Consider the following 18,556-nt stretch of genomic DNA (forward strand, 5'->3'; position numbering starts at 1 on the left):
ACGTGAACTAGCTTATGCGGAGATCGCGCTTTCCTCGTCCAACCGGACGGAGACGAGCTTGGATACGCCGCCTTCCTCCATCGTCACACCGTACAGAACGTCGGCGGATTCCATCGTGCCCTTGCGGTGGGTCACGACGATGAACTGCGTCTCGCCGCTGAACTCGCGCAAGTAGTCGGCGAAACGGGACACGTTCGCCTCGTCCAGCGCCGCCTCGACCTCGTCGAGCACGCAGAACGGCACGGGCTTCACCCGCAGGATCGAGAACAACAGCGCCATGGCGGTGAGCGCCCGCTCTCCCCCGGACAACAGCTGGAGATTTTGCAGCTTCTTCCCGGGCGGCTGCGCCACGATCTCGATGCCGGTCTCGAGCAGCTGGGACGGCTCCGACAAGATCAAGTCCGCCCGGCCCCCGCCGAACAGCTTGGCGAACACGACGACGAACTGCTCGCGAATCGCCTCGAACGTCGTCCGGAACCGCTTGGACATTTCGTCGTCCATCTCGCGGATCACTTGGTACAGCGTCGTTTTGGCCTCGATGAGGTCGCGCTTTTGCCCCGCGAGGAACTCATAGCGCTCGCTGACCCGCTGGAACTCCTCGATCGCGCCCAAGTTCACGTCGCCGAGCGAGGCGATTTGGCGCTTCAGATCGCGCACTTGATTCTGCGTCCCGGCGATATCCTCCGGCACGGGATACCGCTCCTTCGCCAGCTCATAGCTCATTTCATAATCTTCGCCGAGCTTCTTGAGCAAGTTCTCGAGCTCCACGTCGAGACGGTTGACCCGGATGTCGGTCTGCCGGATTTGATCCTCGACGTGCTTCAGCTGCAGCCGCTGCTCCCGCGTCTTGCTCTCCTCCAGATCGAGCTGGAGTTGGCTGCGCGACCGCTCGGCCCGCTTGAACTCGATCTGCTCGGTCGAGCTCGATTTCTTGATGCGCAAGTCGTTCAGCTGCTCGATCTGCTGCACGGTCATTTGCTCGTTCGTTCGCGCGTCCTCGTCCATCTGCTGCAGCATGCGCTCGTTGACGCCGTGTTCGCGCAGCAGCGCGTCCAGATCTTCCTGGAATCGGACGATCTGGCTGTCCAGCGACTGTTTCTCCTGCGTCGTCGAAGCTACGCTGACTTTCAAGGTCGTCAGCTGAGATTGCAGCTCCTCCTTGGCCAGCTCCTTCTCCTTGCGCGCCAGCTCCGCCTCGCGGATCGCTTGCTGCAGCTCTACCTCCCGCTGCTCTGCGAGGGTGAGCGATTCGGCGGCCAGCTTGCGCTTCGCCGTATGCTCCCGCTGCTCGCCGGAGAGCGAGCCGCGGTCCTGCGAATATAACGCCACATGGTCTTCGGCGTTTTTCAGCTCGGTCTGCAGACCGCTCAATTCCGAGCGGATCTGCTGCTCCTCGAGCCGCTGCTTTTCGCCGAGCGCCCGAAGCGCTTCCAACGCCTCGCCGCCTTGGGCCATATCGCGCCGCAGTTGATCCCATTTCCCGCGCAGCTCCTCCAGCTGGCGCTCCGCGGAGGCAACCTCGCGATCCATCTCCTCGATTTGGCGCTGACGGCCGAGGAGACTCGTCGTCTTCTTCTGCAGGCTGCCCCCCGTCATCGAGCCGCCCGGGTTGACGACGTCGCCCTCAAGCGTGACGACGCGGTACCGATACTGGCAACGGGCGGCGATGCGATTCGCGTCCTCGAGCGACTTGGCGATCACGACGTGGCCGAGCAAGCTGCTCATGATCGAGCTGTACGTGTCGGAGAACCGGATCAGGTCGACGGCGATGCCGACATAGCCGTCCAGCTTGGTGATGCTCGCCCGGTCATGGTCGGCTATCGACCGGCCCCGGATGACATCGAGCGGAAGGAAGGTGGCGCGCCCGAACTGCTTGCGCTTCAGGAACGCAATGGCTTCCCGGCCCAACGCTTCGTTCTCGACGACGATGTTCTGCATCGCTGCACCGAGCGCGGTCTCGATCGCGAGCTCCACCTCGGCCGGCACATGGACCAGCTCCGCGATCGCTCCGTGGATGCCCCGCAGCCCGTCGGATCGATTTTTGGCCTTCAGCACTTCCTTGACGCCGTGGGCGAACCCGTCGTAATCGTTCTGCAGCTCCCGCATCGTATCCCGGCGCGAGACGAGCGCGTCGATCTTCTGCTCCCACTTGCGCACCATCCCCTGCATCTCGCCGAGGAGGTCCTGCTTCGCCTTCAGCTCCTGGCTCAGCGCCACATACTGATCGCGGCTCTCATCGAGCTGGCGCGCCAGCTCCTGCTCGTGCTGCACGAGCGTCTCGCGGCGCTCCGTCAGCGTCGCAAGCGCCGAGGTCCACTTGGCCTCGTCCTCGCCCATCCGCTCCATCCGGCGGTCGAGCGATTCCAGATGCTGATCGGCGAACCGGATTTCGTTGCGGTATTGCGCCATCTGGTTCAGCGTGTCGAGCAGCTCCGCCTTCAGGCGCTCCTCCGTCTCGCTGCTCACGCCTCCCGCTACGCCGAGGAGACGGTCTTCCTCCGCGGATAGCGTCCCGGCCAGCTCGGTCAGCCGCTCGGCCAGCACCGCCTGCTTGTCCCGGTAGGCCGTGAGCTCCGCTTCCTTCTCCGCGATCCGCTCGGCTTGCTGGTTCACCGTCTGTTCCAGCTGAGCCCGGTTGCGCGCCAAGTTCGCGGTCCGCTCTTTCAGCACCTCACCCTGGCCTTCGCACTTCTCATATTCCTCGCTCAGGCGGAGGATCGTCTCGTGGAGCTGCTCGATCTCCTCCTCCAGCTTGCGGATGGCTAGCCGGTCCTTCTCGAGCTGCGCGTCATGCAGGCTCACGACGCTCGCCAGCTCCAGCTCCTGCTTCTGCAACGCCTTCAGCTTCTCGCTCTCCTCGGTCCACGTCCGGTGGATCGACTCGATCTGATGCACGTACATCGACACTTCGCCCGTCTTCAGCTGCTCCTTGAGCTGTTTGTACAGCACAGCCTTCTCGGACTGGGTGCGCAGGGGGTCGAGTTGATCCTCCAGCTCGGACACGAGATCGTGAATCCGCAGCAAATTTTGCTCCGTCTCCCCGAGCTTCTTCTCCGCCTCGCGTTTGCGCGACTTGTACTTCACGATGCCCGAAGCTTCCTCGAAAATGCCGCGGCGATCCTCGGAACGCGTACTTAAGATTTCCTCGATCCGGCCCTGCCCGATAATCGAATACGCTTCCTTCCCGATCCCGGTATCCATGAACAGTTCGGTAATATCTTTCAGTCGGCAAGCTTGCTTGTTAATAAAATATTCGCTGTCCCCGCTGCGATGAATGCGCCGGGTGACCGTCACTTCGTTAAAATCGAGCGGCAGCGCTTGATCCGCATTGTCCAGCGTAAGCGACACTTCCCCGTAATTCACCGCTTTGCGGCTGTCGCTTCCCGCGAAGATAATGTCCTCCATCTTGCCGCCGCGCAGCGACCGGGCGCTCTGCTCGCCCAGCACCCAACGGATGGAATCGGAGATGTTGCTCTTCCCGCTGCCGTTCGGTCCGACAACGGCGGTAATGCCTTGCACGAACTCCAGCTCGGTCTTATCGGCGAACGACTTGAACCCCGCCAGCTCCAACCGTTTTAGATACATTCCTTACCCTCCAAACTTGCCCATATCCATTACTCCCCATTATAACACAAAACTTCCCCACAAAGTGAGGTTGACCTTCGAAGCATACTCCTCGGCGAAGCCCCTTTGCGGGGACCCCCGGATTTTCCCCTCGAAGTGAGGTTGGCCTAAAAGCAAGAAGAACCTCTGGAGCAAGAGCGCTCGCAGGGGTCCTTTGGCGTTGAGGCAAGTTTGTTGGCGTGTACAACTCGATTGGAATGTAGCGGGGTTTCACCCCTACCTCGGTACAGGCATACTGCCGTAAAACATAGACCAGAGGGCCTGCCGGTTCGCCAACACCCACTGTCCGATAGAGGCCTCGTCCAGGCTTCTCCAAAAAAGCATCCCGGTAGTCGGCACGGCTGAACCGGCGCCCTTCTCCAGCATCTCTCGCTGGTCAATCAAATAATCCGCCACATCCTCGGGAACCGGATTGGGCACTACCCCGTCCCGCATCACCCGCTTCATGAAATGAAACATCGGCCAGCCGCCGGGCTCGCTGCTCATCTCGAGCGGGAACCCGGTATGCGCGGAAACCACATTCAGCTCATGCAAATGCCGTGACAAAATAGCGGTCACATGGGTCAAAATCGCTTGAGTGAGCGGGACCAAATACAGGTTGGCGTAAAGTCCCATATGGGCGGACAGTCCAATCAGCGTTCCGCCCGAGCTGAATACACCGGCCATCGCGTTGATCCCGTTAGCCGCGGTCACCAGCTCGGTCGGACCTTGAATATTCGCCAAGCTATACATCATGTTAGCCGCAGCCAGTGTTTTGTTGATCACGCTGATCATTTCGGTGTAGCGGGATACCGCCGGGATCGTTCCCCCGCGCGCCTCCGCGATCGCCTCCGCCATATTGCGAGCCAGCTCTTGTACGCCTAACCCAATGTCCGTGGCCGTACCGATATAGTTGGCCGCTTGGGCAATCGCATTCTCGTCGCCGCTTAAGAAGGCGCTTCGCATCTGGTCGCGCATAGCATCCCGCTGCTCAAGAAGACGAGTTCCCGCCTGAGCGAGCGCGTTCTTGGCGGACTCCAGATTTCGTTCAATGCGTTCACGCTTATAAGCTTGAAGATTCGTTCGGAGCCGGAGCAGTTCCTCGTACCAAGCCGCGGCTTGGCTCGCCGTTATGGAGTCTATCGGTTCCTCTCTCCGGCCCAGCAAATAGGGCTGCAGCAGCTGAATGCCGTTCAGCCATTCTTCACATTCGGCGCGAATCGGGGCGCCTTCCTCTACTTCATCCAGCTGCCGGCGCAAATCGTTCGCAAGCGTCAGGCTGATGGAAAGCAGCTGGCCGTAAGTTTGCGGGGCATACGGGCCAAATCGGGCGGGGCTCCCCTGAGCCGTCTGGGCGGCATTGGTATCGATCCGATTTTGGATCAGCTGCTGCATGGCTTGATTACCGATTCTTTGCTGCATCTGCACGATCGGAACATGGGCACGATCCGATCCGTTCATCCCGGCTCGGGACGACTCTTCGGCATTCCGTTGCCGACCCGTTCTAGCCACCTGTTCGTACTGGCTTCCCATAACGGCACAGCCCCTTACTCATTAGTCGTATAAAGGATACGTCATGAAGCTGATTACATCCAATCCGTTCCGGAGCACCTTGCCGTACCAAGGAAGAGCGGATTCACCGTGAGGCGAGTTGGTCGTTTCGATGGTCCAATTGATAAGCTCTCCGCCAACATCGTACTTTTGACTTATAACCGCGGCATAAGCCGAGTTGAAGGCCGCATTGGCGGCCTCGCTATTCAACGGATCAAGCGCCAGTTGATTTAGTCCCGCCTCTATCCCTGCTGCCATCGCCTGCGGCATATAAATCACATCTCCGATCGTTTCCCCCAGTGCAGGAACATTCACATGGGTGAGCAGCGCCCAGGGCAAGCGCCCGATGGCGGGGACACCATTCGCAAAATCGAAGGCGGCGACGTGGATTTGATACGAAAATTCCGTGCTGCCTTCGGCCCGGGCCGCAAGCTCCTCATACCCGTGCTCGATCCCATACTGCAGCAGATTGCTCTGGAGCCCCCACCGCGTCCGGTTATTCACGGGATCCCGAGCCGTATAGCCGGCGGCTGCGTTGTAATTCGCTTCGGTCGTGGAGGACGGGAGCACTTGGGAGTAAATGTTCCCCGTATAGTCTTCCGGATAATGCTGGACCAACTGTTCGTATTGATCGATCAAGAAGTTTCGCATACTCGAAACGTTCGGATCCCTCTCATACGAAGTGCTTCGCTGCAGCTCCTGAAAACGACGGGCTTCCGCTGCGTTCTCGCTCATTCGCTGCTGAATCAGCCGCAGCATAGCCTGATTCCCCACCAGCTGCTGCATTTGAACGAGAGAGGGGCCCGCCCCGGAGCTCGACACGGCGGACCTTCCTGCAGAGGAAGATCTTTGCTCCTGCTCATTCGCCCTTGCCGATGCATCGTACCGGCTTCCCATGGGACGTTCGCCTCCTTTTTAGAAAGTGAGGTAAAAATAGTCGCCATCCCGCTTCACGTAGCCCTCATTTTCCAACTCTTTCAAAACCTCTTCCAGTTGATCCGCATTCCATAAGAGCTGATAACTCTTCAACTGCTCCAGGCTCGCGCCGCCGGTCATGTAAATCCGGCTCAGCACATATTCCTTGTACCAAGGTACGCCGGGCGCTTCTGCCTCTACATCCGGGTTGAACGAAGCTGACGGAATGATCCAATAACGTACCGTGTAATTAAACTCCCGAACTCCGCTGTTCTCATAATGCGCGTCTTGCAGGACGATTCTGAAATGCTTCTTGTTCAAGTCGTAAATGACGGACAAATTGGCGTCCGCTCCCACAATGGAACCGATGATTCCGGTGAAATCGAACTCCAGGGCGGTTTGGATCGAAACGGGCCCCTTAAATGGAATCTCAATGTAGGGAGATATGCGGGTTTCGCCAATACCTACCTTCGTGTACGCCACTCTTCCCGAAACCGCTCCAATGCCCTCAAGCGGGGCCTCTCCGCCTGTAATATCGACTTGGAGGAATCCGTTATTCATGACCGCCGTCGCGCCTGAACCGGAAAAACGGATGCCATTCGCGATATAGGTGTTCCCGGCAAAACCTACGTTTACTTTCTGAGGCTCGGCCAATACCCCCGGGAGGTTTTTGACGTTGATCGAATCGGTACCGCCGGCTTCGTGGCTTTTGGCGTGCGGAGTCGCACCGTTGATCGAGACTTGGATATGGTCGTTGCCGAAAGGACCTTTCTCCACCTTGATCCCGGTCCCGGCGAAGCTAAGCTTGCGGGCCGCCACATAGTTGTCGCCTTGCGTATAAATGGCAAGCTTTTGCGGTTCGGCCAAAACTCCCTGCAGATTGGTCACATCGATCGGATCCGAACCGCCCGCTTCATGCGTATCGGCGTGGGCGACACCGGAGATCCGGACGCGGACATGATCGTCGGCTTCCGGGTTCGTATCGACCTGTACCCCCGCTCCCTCGAACGAGAATCGTCTTGCCCGGATGCTGTCATTCCCTTCCGTAAAAACTTCCACCCATTGCGGATCGGCCAGCAGTCCATGCAGATCGGTCACATTGAGCGGATCCTCACCCTCGGCGCCATGCGACAAGCCATGGAACGGGAGTTTTCCGATGCGATCCTCCTCGAACTTGACGAGTCGCCCGAGCAGCGGATTGTTATACACATACCTCCGTCCCAGCTCGTTCAGCCGGGTGATCAACCCGTCTTCGTTGATCGTCAACGCGGCTAGAAGCACGCCGGGCTTCTTTGCCCCCGCCAGGTCCTCGTTTTTTTGCTCCGCAAAATGAAGCTCGACCGCTTTCTCGCTGACTGCTTTCTCCGTAAATACCGTAACCGAGTTGGACGGCGTCCGCTTCTCTTCCGCAGTTCCTCCGTTTCCGGACACGCGGAGCTTCCCGCCGATGGAATAAGGTCCCGAAACGGAACCTGCCCTTACCACATACCGATTCTCGATGACGGTCCCCTCTTCGGCATTGGAAACGACAAACCGCATCGGTTGCGAATGCAGCAAAATCAAATCTTCCGGCAGCTCTTCCGCAACCTCCGCTTCCCATACCTCCTCGGAGGCGATCGTTTGAAGCGTCGTCAGCTTGATGACGACTTCGAATACATCTTCTCCTTTGACCCATCTGGGTGCGGTTCGTTCCAGCTTGAGCTTGCCTTTTTGGTAAAGAACGGACGTTCCATTCCACAACGAGGACCATCCCGGCTCCGATCCGGGAGGGGTAACCGTCAACGTCAGTTTATAGCATTCGAGGATCCGGTTCGACTCCGTAATGTCCTCGCAGCCGCATTCATTAACAAGCGCCGGTACCGGCTCCTTGGCGGTTTCGTCGTATTCCAGACTAAGATACAGCGTCTTAGGTCCTTCCTCGTCCAACGGATACCCGGTAAGCTCCCGTATATCGGTCTTCAATAATTCCCGGCCCACTACAATTTCCCGGCCCCAACCGTCGATCGCTACCCCCGGATCCAGACGAACGCCCCGGTTGTCGACGATTTCCGTATGAAGTCCGCACACAATTCCCGCTCCGTGGACGAGCCGGTTCAGCAGCTGCCGTTTCTCGTTGAAATAATCCTGCTCGGTTTGGAAGTCCCGGACGGTCAGCAGCTTCCCGTAAAAATAGTTATTTCGTTCAAAGGCTTTCAATTGCCCGTCAGACATGAGATTAACCTCCTAGTCTATGTACAAAAAGTGCCGAATCGGGAATTAAGTCATCACGACACGTTTGCTGCCGACCGTGCCTTTATCGAACGTTTTGGGAAATGCCCACCAACGGAGCTTCACATTGATGATGTTGCCCTTGGTGCTGATATTTTTCAGGCTGAAGCTCAGCAGTTTCTCCGCCTTGTTATAGGAGCAGGTCGTGTCGATGTCGCTGTACTTTTCCAGATAAACTTGGCCCCAATCCAGCGTGTACGTAATCGCCGGGTCCGTTAGTTCGGTCAAATAGATGGAATCGGAGACAAACACTTGCCCAGCGAGCACGTTTTGAAACACGACGTCACCCGATAACACCTGATATTGCGGGGTCTGAGGAGTCTTGGGGATATACATATACGCGTAACCATTGTCCTCGCTGACCGTTACGCCGTCGCCGTGTATATAAATCCCTCTGGCTTTAATGTTTTCCTGATCATACATGATCTCCACCAATTGCGGCTCGGCCAGTACGCCTCTCAGGTTGGAAACGTTGATCGGGTCGGACCCGCCCGACTCATGACTCTTGGCGTGAGGTCCGCCTCCGGGTCCGCCGGTGAAATGCACACTGATATGATCGATTCCATACGGTCCGGGCTTTACCTCCACACCGGTGCCCACGAAGCTGAACCGGCTCGCCGTAGTATAATTATCGCCGTCTGTATAAACGACGACCTTTTGCGGTTCGGCCAGCACGCCGGGCAAATCCGTCACATTCAGCGGATCGTAGCCTGTCGCTTGGTGGGTATTGGCGTGGCTCTGCATACCTGGGATTTGGACGCGCACTTGCCCCGGAATATCGGGGTCTTCTTCAAGCCGGACTCCTTCTCCGTCGAAGTAAAGCCCGCTTGCGACGTAGTCCGTGCCTTCCGTCTGTAGCTTCATCCTCTGAGGCTGCTCCAACAGGCCGGGGAGGCCGGTGACGTCAAAGGCATCGTCCCCGTCTCGCTCGTGGCTGGAGCCGTGATGCGGTAATTTCCCAAATCGCTCTTCTTCTGTGGAAAGCAGCTGCGCCAATAGGGGGTTGCCGTAGACGACGTCCAGGGAGTTTTCAATCCCGGTAATGATCCCTAGATCGTTGACCGTAAGAGACGCAATTACGACACCGTCCTCCGCCTCTTCCTGCGGAGCATCCGATCCACCGGCGTCCAACCCGTCCAAGTAACGCTCAATCAGGAGATTCCGAAAAGTCCTCCCCGATACGACCGAAACGGTGCACTCGCCCGTCTCTCTTGGGTTGACCTCTTCGCCGTCGTCCAAGTCATATAGGGTCGCTCGGATCAAGCCGGTTCTCGGCTCCTTCCCCGCCCGAACCAAGTACTTCCGCTCGACGATCGTGCCTTCGGCCGGATGATCGGCAAGAAACACGAGCCCATCCGATCGCAGCACCGTCAAAGAAGGCAGGTCCTCTCTCAGTTTGACGGCGATCATGCCTGACAGCTCATGTTTGACCGTAAGCTTAACCGCGACCTCGAATACTTCCCCCGTTCTTACCCAACGAGGCAACGTGCGCTCGAGCCGGATCGTTTCATCGTTATAAATCGTTGTCGTCTCGGGCGGCGGATTGAGCGAAAGCACCGGATCGGGCGGGGTGGTGGACAGCTTAACCTTAAAGCTTTCCAGAATCCGGTTCGGTTCGCATACTTCGCCGCAGGTCGCTGCATTGGAAAGCGTATGAACCCGCTCCCTCGAGCATTCGTCGTACTGGAGCATGACATAAATCGTCTTCTCCCCGCCGGCCTCCAGCGGGTATCCCGGAAGCTCGCGGATATCGGATCGTTTGTAGTCCCGGCTCACAACAATTTCACGTCCGCAGCGGTCGATGGCCACTCCGGTTTGGACCACGATCCCCCGGTTGGCCTGCTCTTTCTCTGGCAGCACTTCAAGCCCATACACAATCCCTGCTCCATGAACAAGACGGTTTAATAAATGCCGTTTCCCGTTGAAGAAATTTTGTTCGGTCTGAAAATCGCGAACCGTCATCATTTTTCCGTAATAATAACGGTTCTTCTCAAAAGCGTTCAGTGGGCCGGTGCTCATAAATCGGTTCCTCCTTAGGCAAGTACCGTGTCCGTATTCGTCCGGGACCTGATGTCGATTTGCCCGAACGCCACCCGATCCGTCAATACGGTGTCACGCTGAATAACTCCCGTCCCGATCGTGGAAGACGGCTTCGTTAGATACGAATTGACCCCTAAATACGAATGCATATCCAGGTATACCCAGGGCTGGAGAACGGTTAAGCCGGCACTCGTATGGGCGGGTTTCTCGGCGTCGAGAATGCGTTTTACGGTTGCATATTCGTGGTCCGTGGTAATTTGACCGGTTTTTAAAAGGACGCAAAAGCTGTATGGATCGGTTCCGTAAAGCTTCTCCAATATAGCTTTGACCTCAGGGTCCGTGGCTGATTGCAGTTGAAACTGCTCCACGATATAGGGACGGATGCCGGTGAACAGCTCGATCATATCTTCAATGCCTTCGCGAGTGCCACGTTTTCGGTACAACGCCGGAATGTGCCTGACCAGCTCCCTCAGCTGTGTTTCGCTCCAGTTCTCGTCGTAGGCGACGGCGAGCCAGGAGGCGAGCCAATGCAAATACTCGCCTGACACGGCATCCGCGTCAAACCATCGGGCGATCCTGTCGATCTCCCGTTCCGAGTCGGTGAGAAACGTTTCGAACAGCGATAAGAACCGCTCCAGAAAATCCCGGCTGCCTTCATCGTCCTGGTATACAGCCGGCAAATAGCGAAGGTAGGATTGACGGGGAAACACGGCACGGATGCTTTTCACGACCGGCGATTGTTTCTCGCTGCCGATCAGCTTAACGCGAAGCCAAAGGTACCTGCCCGTGCGTCCCCGGATCAGCAGCTCCTTGGGATTCACGAGCGGCTCCGACCAGTCCGACGGATTCGTCTCGCCCAGCCTGTTTAAGGCGTCAACCCTCGTTTCCGCCGAAACGTCGGGATCGTGTAAGAATACATCCAGATCCTGTTCCTTCCCCATCAGCCGGAAGGTTTTGGAGTCGGCGGTCATATAGCACACTTCCACTTGGGTATTAGCTGGAATATGGGCGTCAATCGCGAGCTTATGCCACCGGACCGCCAAGTCCGTGCTGTCCAGCGCTTGGGAATAATAGATGCCCCCGGCGAGCGGATCGCCCGGCCGCTTATACAGCGTGCTTTCCAAACGCAACAGGGCAAGGCGGCGATTGTCCCGGTCAAGGATGTACATGCGGTCGCATTCGTCGATTACTATCTTGTGGGCCGCACCGCGGTAAGCCGATAACACTTCGACTTCCAGGCCGTCCCGGTCGAATTTGTGGATATACCGGTCCTCTTCCTCGCCGCCAATCGGCCGGCTCTCTCCGATATACAGGAAGCCTTTGGAATCCACAGCCAACCCGGACGGCGCCTCAAGGGACAGCTGGAATTCTCCGCATTTCGTTCCGCTCTGGAACGCCAACACCTTCTTCTCCTGACGGTCCAGCACATAACACACGTTATCGCCGGAAAGGGCGATGTCCGCCGGCTGCTTGCCATCCAGTTCGGATTGTCCGAACACGACGGCCCTTCCGCTGCGGTCGAATTTAACGACACAGCCTTGTTCCGCATCCAGGACGAATACGTTCCCTGCGGAATCGGCCGCCAGCTGCGAGGGTCGCATGGGTAACGCGGTTTCCAGCTTGCGGCGCGCGCCGTCCTCCGCCGCCCCCGCCCGCCAAGCCAGCTGCCAGTTGACGCCGGCCAAGCGAAGCACGCGGTGCTCCGCCTCCATGTCCGCGGCAAAGACCCATCCCTCCGAATAGGCAATGGCCGATGGCTCCTCGAACAAGCTCCGCAGACTGTCAACCTCGTCGAAGCGCCTCTCGATTACGTCATAGACGTAGATCGTGCGAGTGGAACCATCCAATATGTACAAAGTTTGGCAGGGGCCCGCCGCTACATCGGTCAGTTCGATCCCGTATGGCAAATCCGGCATGGAGATCGATCGATCCGCTACGTATTGAACCGCCTCCCGGAGCGCGATTCCATCCTCAACCGGCTGAAGATCGTATAACAGTCCCTGCTCCCAGGCTCGTTTGTGATTGATGGCGAGAAACAGAAACTCATCTCGTGCGTTCGCTGCCATGACAGCCTCCATTCATTCCGCAGCTCGCTTCCGCGGCAGCGATTTCGATCTGATGCCCCTCGGAATAAACAAGACTTAACGGCGAAATCACGACGTTCCCCGAGTCGTCCCGCTTCACTCCTTGGCCCGCCGCCGTAATTCGGACGTCCTGCGCGCACTCCGCACCGGGAATGAGCTCAATCGCTTCGTAAATTTCGGACAGGTAAACCGGCCTTCCGAACGGCCACCCGGTTCCTTCCGGACCTCCTTCAAGAGGATGAAGGAATTTCAGCAGAGCAGCCTCAACTTTATCGCGCGTACCGGAAGGATTGAATCCGGGCTTGAGCTGGATGACTCCTTCAATCGTAATTTTCACGTATTCCGGGGGTACGACGCGTACGCGGGTCGTGATAAGCCGATGGCGATTCAAGTGCCGCCAAACCGTGGCCAGGAAGCCTTCGCTCGGCAGCGGATTCGGATATTCGCTGAACGGCACGACAACAATGGTTACGACTCCTTTGGTGGAGGTGCCATCCTCGCCGAGCAAGGGCAGCGCCTTTGCCCGCGATACCCGCAGCCCGGGAGTGGATAAAGCCAGCGTTTCGAAATCGTCGGACGTTACCGCCCGGGTGCAGGCCAAGATTTCTCGGCGGGCTCTCGTCTTGGCGTCCTCCAGCGTTTCCCGGGACACTCCGCCTGCCGCGGGGAGCCGGTTTTCTACCGTAAGCTTATGCAGGCTTCCGTTCGGCTCCGCGATTTCGCCCACGGTGAAGGCGCCCACATTGCCTCTCTCCCCAAGGGTGGATTGATAGCGGAACGCTCTGATGTTGGATGAATCCGGATCTGAGCGCAGGGACGCCGGCGGAATCGCACCGTTCAAGCCGTCCCCGAACAGGATCTGGCCCGTCTCGGCCTTAAGCACATAATGCCGGTCCGTCGGCCCCGATGCCTCAAAGCCGTCGACTTGCCTCCATTCGGTCCAGCTCAAGACGCCGTCGGTCATCTCCTCCACCTGAAGCTGCAAGCTTCCGGAAATGACAGGAAAGCGGGAAAGCGCGAACGTTTGACCGGGCAGGCCGATCGATTGTCCGATCGATTCGCTGGATGTCACGGTTTGTACGGCCGAAACGGTATGGAGCAATATCCCTTCCAGCTTTGGAGGAAGCTCGTAGCTCCCTTGCCGGACCGTTGCCCGGATCCAGTATAGACTGTCGTTAAACGGGTACACGACATGCATGTTCGGGTCGTCCGGCGCGAGAAACGTGAGTCTTCCGCTTCGGGACAGCATCAGCGTACCGTCCTGTTCGACTTCGAGCGGCCACCACGAACCGCCGTCCTTAGCCGAGTAATACTCCCAGGCAACAAGTGCCGAAGGGGTTACATCGGGCAACCCGATTCCTGCCGGAACCTCGTAGGCCTCATAGAACCGAAACGTAATTGGAATCCGTTCCTTTTCCGGAAAAGGCCGATCGAATCCGAGATACAGCTTGCTGCCCGGTTCGGCATTCGGACCGAAAGGGGAAAACGTGAGACCAACGCGGAGATTCGCGTCGGTATGGTCCGTTACCCCCGATGAGTGGAAGCTTACGATTTTATGTAGTCCAACCGAAGTAACCGTCAGCGGTTCATCCGTTTCCAACCGCACATCGCCCGCTGCAAGCGCCGTTCCTTCCGGGACTGTAACATAATCTCCATCCGCGCCCGTTAACGAGAAAGTTACATCCGTTCGGGCAGGCTTGGCGTCCTGGGAAGTCACACCGAGCAATTTAAGATACTTGCGTTCATTCTCTTCCCGGACCTGATCCAAATAGTAGATCTGCAGCTCGGTCAGCCAGGCGAACATTTCGACGAACGTAATGCCCGGATCATGCACATTATGGTCTGTCCATTCGGGAGCATAACGGGGAATCCATTTTTTGGCGTCCTCCGCCAGCTGGCCGAATGTTTTATCATCCAATTTCGGCAAAGGCAGCACTTGTTTCACCTCCTTCGTTCACATTCACCGAGTATCTAGTACGGGCTCGCTGCCGAGGCTCTGACGGTTGTCTTATGCTCGCCGCTGTATATAAGGAAGAACGGACCGGAGCCCGCCGCGATCGGCCGGTCCGGTGTTACCTCGATAGAGTTTCCAGTTGCCGGATCCCGAATCGTCATGCTGAGCGTTTCCACATGGTCCACGTTACGGTCCGCTTCAAGCAACGCATAGAAATCGCTTAAACACGGCAGCCTGCCGAATTCCCAGCCCCTTCCGTCCGGTCCTCCCGAGAGAGGGTGGAGAAAGGCACTCAGCTTCCGCATCGCTTCCCGTTCGACGGCCGGAACAGCATCGAACGTCCGGGCCGCGAGTACGGTAGAAATGGAAATTTCAACGTACACGGGTCCGATCACCTTCAAGTGATTCGGAAAAACCGCCACATTCGAAGCCCGGGCTTCCAAATAGCTTTGGACTTGGCGCCTCAGCTGCGGTGTCGGACTGGGCTGCCGGTCGCCGCTCTGCGGAACGACGATCACCGTCACCCATCCGGCTTCGTGCTCGCCTTGATCGTTCCATCCCGGCAGGCATTTGACCCTGGCAATGCCCTGGGCGGCCTGTAACGCCAACTGCTCGTAATCCTCCGCCGTTACGGCGCGGTTGCGGTGCTTAATCGAGTGAGGTCCCCGTTCCAGCGCTTGCTCCATCCGTTCCGTATCGAATCCGCCTGCCGCACCATCGGGATTGGAGACACGATCTATGAACGCTATGGACGTCTTCAACATAGTGATTTCGGAAGGCCCGACATTCCCTATTGCACCGCCGCCCGTCCGGTAGACAGCCTTGACGTTATCCGTCCCGATCGGCGGAACCATGCCATGGACTCCATCGCCGAAGCGGATCGTCCCGAACGTCCGGTCGATTTCATAATGTCGGTCGCCCGCTTTCGATTCCTTAAGATCGTCTACAGGAGACCATCGCACCCAAAAACCGGTCGTTTGGCCGGATCCGTCCTTCACTTCCCTCACCGGGACACTCCCGCTCTCGGCCAAATCTTGGCGCTCCCCTTCCGATAGAGCGTTCATCTCGTTCACGTAGATTTCCTCGGAAAGGACCGGGAATCTGGAAAAGTTGAAACCTAAGGACGCCGTGCCGGAGCTCGAGCCGAGCATCTCCTCCGGGATGCTCTCCGCATGCGTCACCATCGCGGAGTTCAAGTAAATGCCGTTCAACTTCGGTGCCGGCGGGAACTCCCGCATTTGGTCGGCAAGATTAAACCTGAGGTCGAAGAGGTCGACCGTATCGGAGCAAGCCGGCGGCGCACAGTTGCACCGGCTATCCGGAGTAGCTGCAGCCGCTGAAGAGGGGTCTCCCTGGCTCGCACGTTTACCTGCATCCAAGCTGCGGCCGGCCGGTACGAATTTGTCTTCCGCGTCGATGCCGCGTATCCAGATCAGCCTTTTCCCGAACATCACCAGCTCCATAAAGTCCGCCGGGCCAATGAATTCGATGCAGCCGTTCTGCGTAAGATGCCTGGTTTCGTCCCGGACGTCCAGCTTGGCCCAGCTCCCTTGCCCGTCCTGCACCCGATAATACTCCCATTCCAGCCGGGGCCGGTTGTCTTCGGCATATTCCTGTTCCATGACGGAGAAGTACAGGCTCACCGGACCTTTGAGCGGCGGCCTGTCAAAGCCGAGATACAGCGATTGATGTTTGTCCTCCAGCGTATAGAAAGGCCGGAACGGGCGGCCGCCGGCCACCTCTGCGGTACGATCCCTGAATTCCATGTTATTGCGGGTCACGATGTGCTCCAGGTTCGTCGGCGAGCCGGAAGAGGACTGCCCATATTGAAGCTTGAGGCCGCTTATTTTCGGCACGACATAGTTCCGGGTCAGTGCATACTCACTAATTTTGAGCGCCAAAACTTCAGTCCCGTAACCGCCGCTTACGATTCTTACCCGGATCCAGTAGTTCAGCTGGCCTTGAATCATAACCTCCGAACTATCCGGGGGATTGACGAAGGCGATCTTGCGATCGAGCCTGATCGCGCCGGAGCCGGTTCTTTTGACGGAGAAGTTCTCCGAGATCCCTGCCAGCTTCATCCAGCCCTTCCCGTTCCAATACTCCCAGGAAAGATCGGTGGTTATGGTGTCGTCCGGCAAATTATTCGGATTGTCGTGTTCGAGCGTGAAGCGGATTTGAACTTCCGCGCCTTTCTTGGACAACGCCTCCTGGCTGGCCAAATACAGCGTATCGTAAAGTCTTGGAGTTCGGCCGAACGGATACAAGGCGCTCGTCGGATCCAGCGGGATATCGTTGTAAAAGGCGAGGTCCGGCGCGGGAGGCAGCTCATCGTTCAGCACCGTCACGTTCAGAGAACGGAGTTGTACCTCTTGAAGCAGCCGGATCGCCGACGGAGCGGCAACTCCCCGGAGCCAGCGGCAACGAAATCCATCGATTTCGGTTTCCTGTATCCGGATCGGCTGCTTTTTCTTCAGGAGAAGCCTGCCGGCTCCGTTCTCCGAGTACTCCAGTTCGACGGATAGTTCCGACCAACGATTGTCTTCGGACCAATAGTGCCATTCCACCGAGGACGCCAGCAGTTCCCCCTGTTGAACGGTAAGCGATGCGCCGGACAAGTCGAGTGCGAAGCTGACTTGTGATTCCACGTTGAACAGCTCGCGGTGGCCCAGGTACAAGATATGGGTCTGCTTGTTCTTGCCTTCGAACAGCTCGAAATCCGTGACTCTCCGCACCGGTGAACCCGCTGTGTGTGGACGCAGCAAAGGATCCGACGCGATGATTGCATCTTCCTCGACGTTCTCCGCTTCGAAGTATTCGGCTTGTTCCGGTCCTTCCACTCGGAGAGCATCTCCTTTGTTCAACCCTTTCAACTGCTCCAGGTACAGACGATTGCCTCCCGCTTGTGTGTCGATCAGCAAACTGGAGGAGAAGGGCTTGATCCGGGCTGGCAGCAAAAAGCCTGCGGGAGCTTGGTAGATTCCGTCTTCCTCGGGATTGTAGCAGATCGCTTCCACAAGCTTGGCCGGCGTGGCCAATATAGGTTTCTCCGTCTCGAAAATAATCGGTTTGCCGCCGTCCGCCGGCTGTGCGGCGAGCTGCGTTGCCGCCGGTACCAGCACCGGATCGGACGCGCCTTCGCTCAAATAAAACGTCACCGGCCCCCGTGATGGCCTGGCTGGCTGCAGCTTGACTCCAAGCATGTTCAGAAAGGCGATGAAATTTTTATCGGGCACCTGGTTCAGCCGGTGAACAATGCCCATGTACAATTGGGCGAACAGCTTCATGACGGCCACGCCCGGGTCCTTGTCATCCTCGGCCTTCCATTCGGGAACGTAATAAGGCACCAATTCCCGCATTTGCTTGAACAATTCGTTCATATCTCGCTTGTCGATCAATGGAGCCTTCATCATTTCACCACCACATAAGGTCGGTTACCCTTCCCTCAAATAAAACGGATAGACAAGATTGAATAGCTGGTTCGTCGTTCGGACCGCATATCGGATATGGATCATAAGCCTTCCGGCGTAGCCGCTGTCCTGAGCTGCCGTAACTTCCAACACCTCGATCCGAGGCTCCCACCGGGTCAACGCTTCCCTTACGCTCGATTCCGCCAACCCGATCATGGTCGTATTCATGGAGTCAAAGACGAAATCATGAATGCCGCATCCGAACTCGGGCCTCATGATCCGCTCGCCTTTTGCCGTAAACAGAATGAGGCGAATAGATTCTTCGATATCCCGCTCGTTCGAGGACAAGGCCACTCTCCCCGTCGTTCCATCGATCCGGACGGGAAAGGCCCAGCCAGTTCCTAAAAATTCGCCTGCCATCTCAGCCTCCTTATCCGATCATCACCGTCGGATCGCCCATCAATATTGTGTTCGGAGGTCCGCTTTCAGTGATGACATCACCAAGACGAACCGCAGGAAGCGAGTTGATCAGAACCGTAGCGCTGCCCATGGCGACCACCCCTCCTACGTGCGGATTCGGCGTTGCCGCCGGGCATGTGTGCATATCCGACGCCGCCCTCCAGGCCGGTTTGCCGCCGATCAGCACGTTCGGGCTTCCCGGTCCGGGGCTAAGAGGTGTTCCGTGGCTGGTCAAATCTCCCATTCTTGCCGCTGGAGGCATAACCTGTGCA

Annotated in this window: 10 protein-coding genes; all 10 read right to left on the reverse strand. The window is 57.7% G+C overall.

Annotated features, from left to right (window positions below):
* Nucleotides 1-12: 12 nt before the first annotated feature.
* Complete coding sequence (gene smc / locus ACI5FR_RS23830) at nucleotides 13-3,585, reverse strand: chromosome segregation protein SMC (protein ID WP_405459034.1); 3,573 nt, start codon at nucleotides 3,583-3,585, stop codon at nucleotides 13-15.
* A gap of 255 nt (nucleotides 3,586-3,840) precedes the next feature.
* Nucleotides 3,841-5,136 (reverse strand): hypothetical protein, encoded by a 1,296-nt coding sequence (locus ACI5FR_RS23835; RefSeq protein ID WP_405459037.1) that lies wholly within the window; start codon nucleotides 5,134-5,136, stop codon nucleotides 3,841-3,843.
* 21 nt (nucleotides 5,137-5,157) lie between these two features.
* Nucleotides 5,158-6,051 carry a hypothetical protein gene (locus ACI5FR_RS23840; protein WP_405459039.1) on the reverse strand — a complete coding sequence of 298 codons (894 nt, stop codon included), beginning with the start codon at nucleotides 6,049-6,051 and terminating at the stop codon, nucleotides 5,158-5,160.
* 18 nt (nucleotides 6,052-6,069) lie between these two features.
* Nucleotides 6,070-8,280 (reverse strand): hypothetical protein, encoded by a 2,211-nt coding sequence (locus ACI5FR_RS23845; protein WP_405459041.1) that lies wholly within the window; start codon nucleotides 8,278-8,280, stop codon nucleotides 6,070-6,072.
* Nucleotides 8,281-8,325: 45 nt separating this feature from the next.
* Nucleotides 8,326-10,356, reverse strand: a complete 2,031-nt coding sequence (locus ACI5FR_RS23850) for a hypothetical protein (RefSeq protein WP_405459043.1) — start codon at nucleotides 10,354-10,356, stop codon at nucleotides 8,326-8,328.
* 14 nt (nucleotides 10,357-10,370) lie between these two features.
* A complete protein-coding gene (locus tag ACI5FR_RS23855) occupies nucleotides 10,371-12,443 on the reverse strand; it encodes a phage tail protein (RefSeq protein WP_405459044.1) in 2,073 nt (690 codons plus the stop codon).
* On the reverse strand, nucleotides 12,421-14,397 hold the full coding sequence (locus ACI5FR_RS23860) for a putative baseplate assembly protein (protein ID WP_405459047.1): 1,977 nt from the start codon (nucleotides 14,395-14,397) through the stop codon (nucleotides 12,421-12,423). The genes ACI5FR_RS23855 and ACI5FR_RS23860 overlap by 23 nt, the downstream gene beginning before the upstream one ends.
* Before the next feature lie 35 nt (nucleotides 14,398-14,432).
* On the reverse strand, nucleotides 14,433-17,825 hold the full coding sequence (locus ACI5FR_RS23865; RefSeq protein ID WP_405459050.1) for a putative baseplate assembly protein: 3,393 nt from the start codon (nucleotides 17,823-17,825) through the stop codon (nucleotides 14,433-14,435).
* 24 nt (nucleotides 17,826-17,849) lie between these two features.
* Nucleotides 17,850-18,245 (reverse strand): GPW/gp25 family protein, encoded by a 396-nt coding sequence (locus ACI5FR_RS23870; protein ID WP_405459051.1) that lies wholly within the window; start codon nucleotides 18,243-18,245, stop codon nucleotides 17,850-17,852.
* A gap of 10 nt (nucleotides 18,246-18,255) precedes the next feature.
* Nucleotides 18,256-18,546, reverse strand: coding sequence for a PAAR domain-containing protein (locus tag ACI5FR_RS23875; protein ID WP_405459053.1), 291 nt, complete (start codon nucleotides 18,544-18,546; stop codon nucleotides 18,256-18,258).
* Between the last annotated feature and the right edge of the window lie 10 nt (nucleotides 18,547-18,556).

This window comes from Paenibacillus sp. HJGM_3 (assembly GCF_045062745.1).
In the GTDB taxonomy this organism is placed as follows: domain Bacteria; phylum Bacillota; class Bacilli; order Paenibacillales; family NBRC-103111; genus Paenibacillus_AA.

Coding starts and splice junctions, on each gene's coding strand:
- ACI5FR_RS23840 (WP_405459039.1), bottom strand. CDS start 6,051: ATGGGAAGCCGGTACGATGCATCGGCAAGGGCGAATGAGCAGGAGCAA.
- ACI5FR_RS23850 (WP_405459043.1), bottom strand. CDS start 10,356: ATGAGCACCGGCCCACTGAACGCTTTTGAGAAGAACCGTTATTATTAC.
- ACI5FR_RS23875 (WP_405459053.1), bottom strand. CDS start 18,546: ATGCCTCCAGCGGCAAGAATGGGAGATTTGACCAGCCACGGAACACCT.
- ACI5FR_RS23845 (WP_405459041.1), bottom strand. CDS start 8,280: ATGTCTGACGGGCAATTGAAAGCCTTTGAACGAAATAACTATTTTTAC.
- ACI5FR_RS23855 (WP_405459044.1), bottom strand. CDS start 12,443: ATGGCAGCGAACGCACGAGATGAGTTTCTGTTTCTCGCCATCAATCAC.
- ACI5FR_RS23865 (WP_405459050.1), bottom strand. CDS start 17,825: ATGAAGGCTCCATTGATCGACAAGCGAGATATGAACGAATTGTTCAAG.
- ACI5FR_RS23835 (WP_405459037.1), bottom strand. CDS start 5,136: ATGGGAAGCCAGTACGAACAGGTGGCTAGAACGGGTCGGCAACGGAAT.
- smc (WP_405459034.1), bottom strand. CDS start 3,585: ATGTATCTAAAACGGTTGGAGCTGGCGGGGTTCAAGTCGTTCGCCGAT.
- ACI5FR_RS23870 (WP_405459051.1), bottom strand. CDS start 18,245: ATGGCAGGCGAATTTTTAGGAACTGGCTGGGCCTTTCCCGTCCGGATC.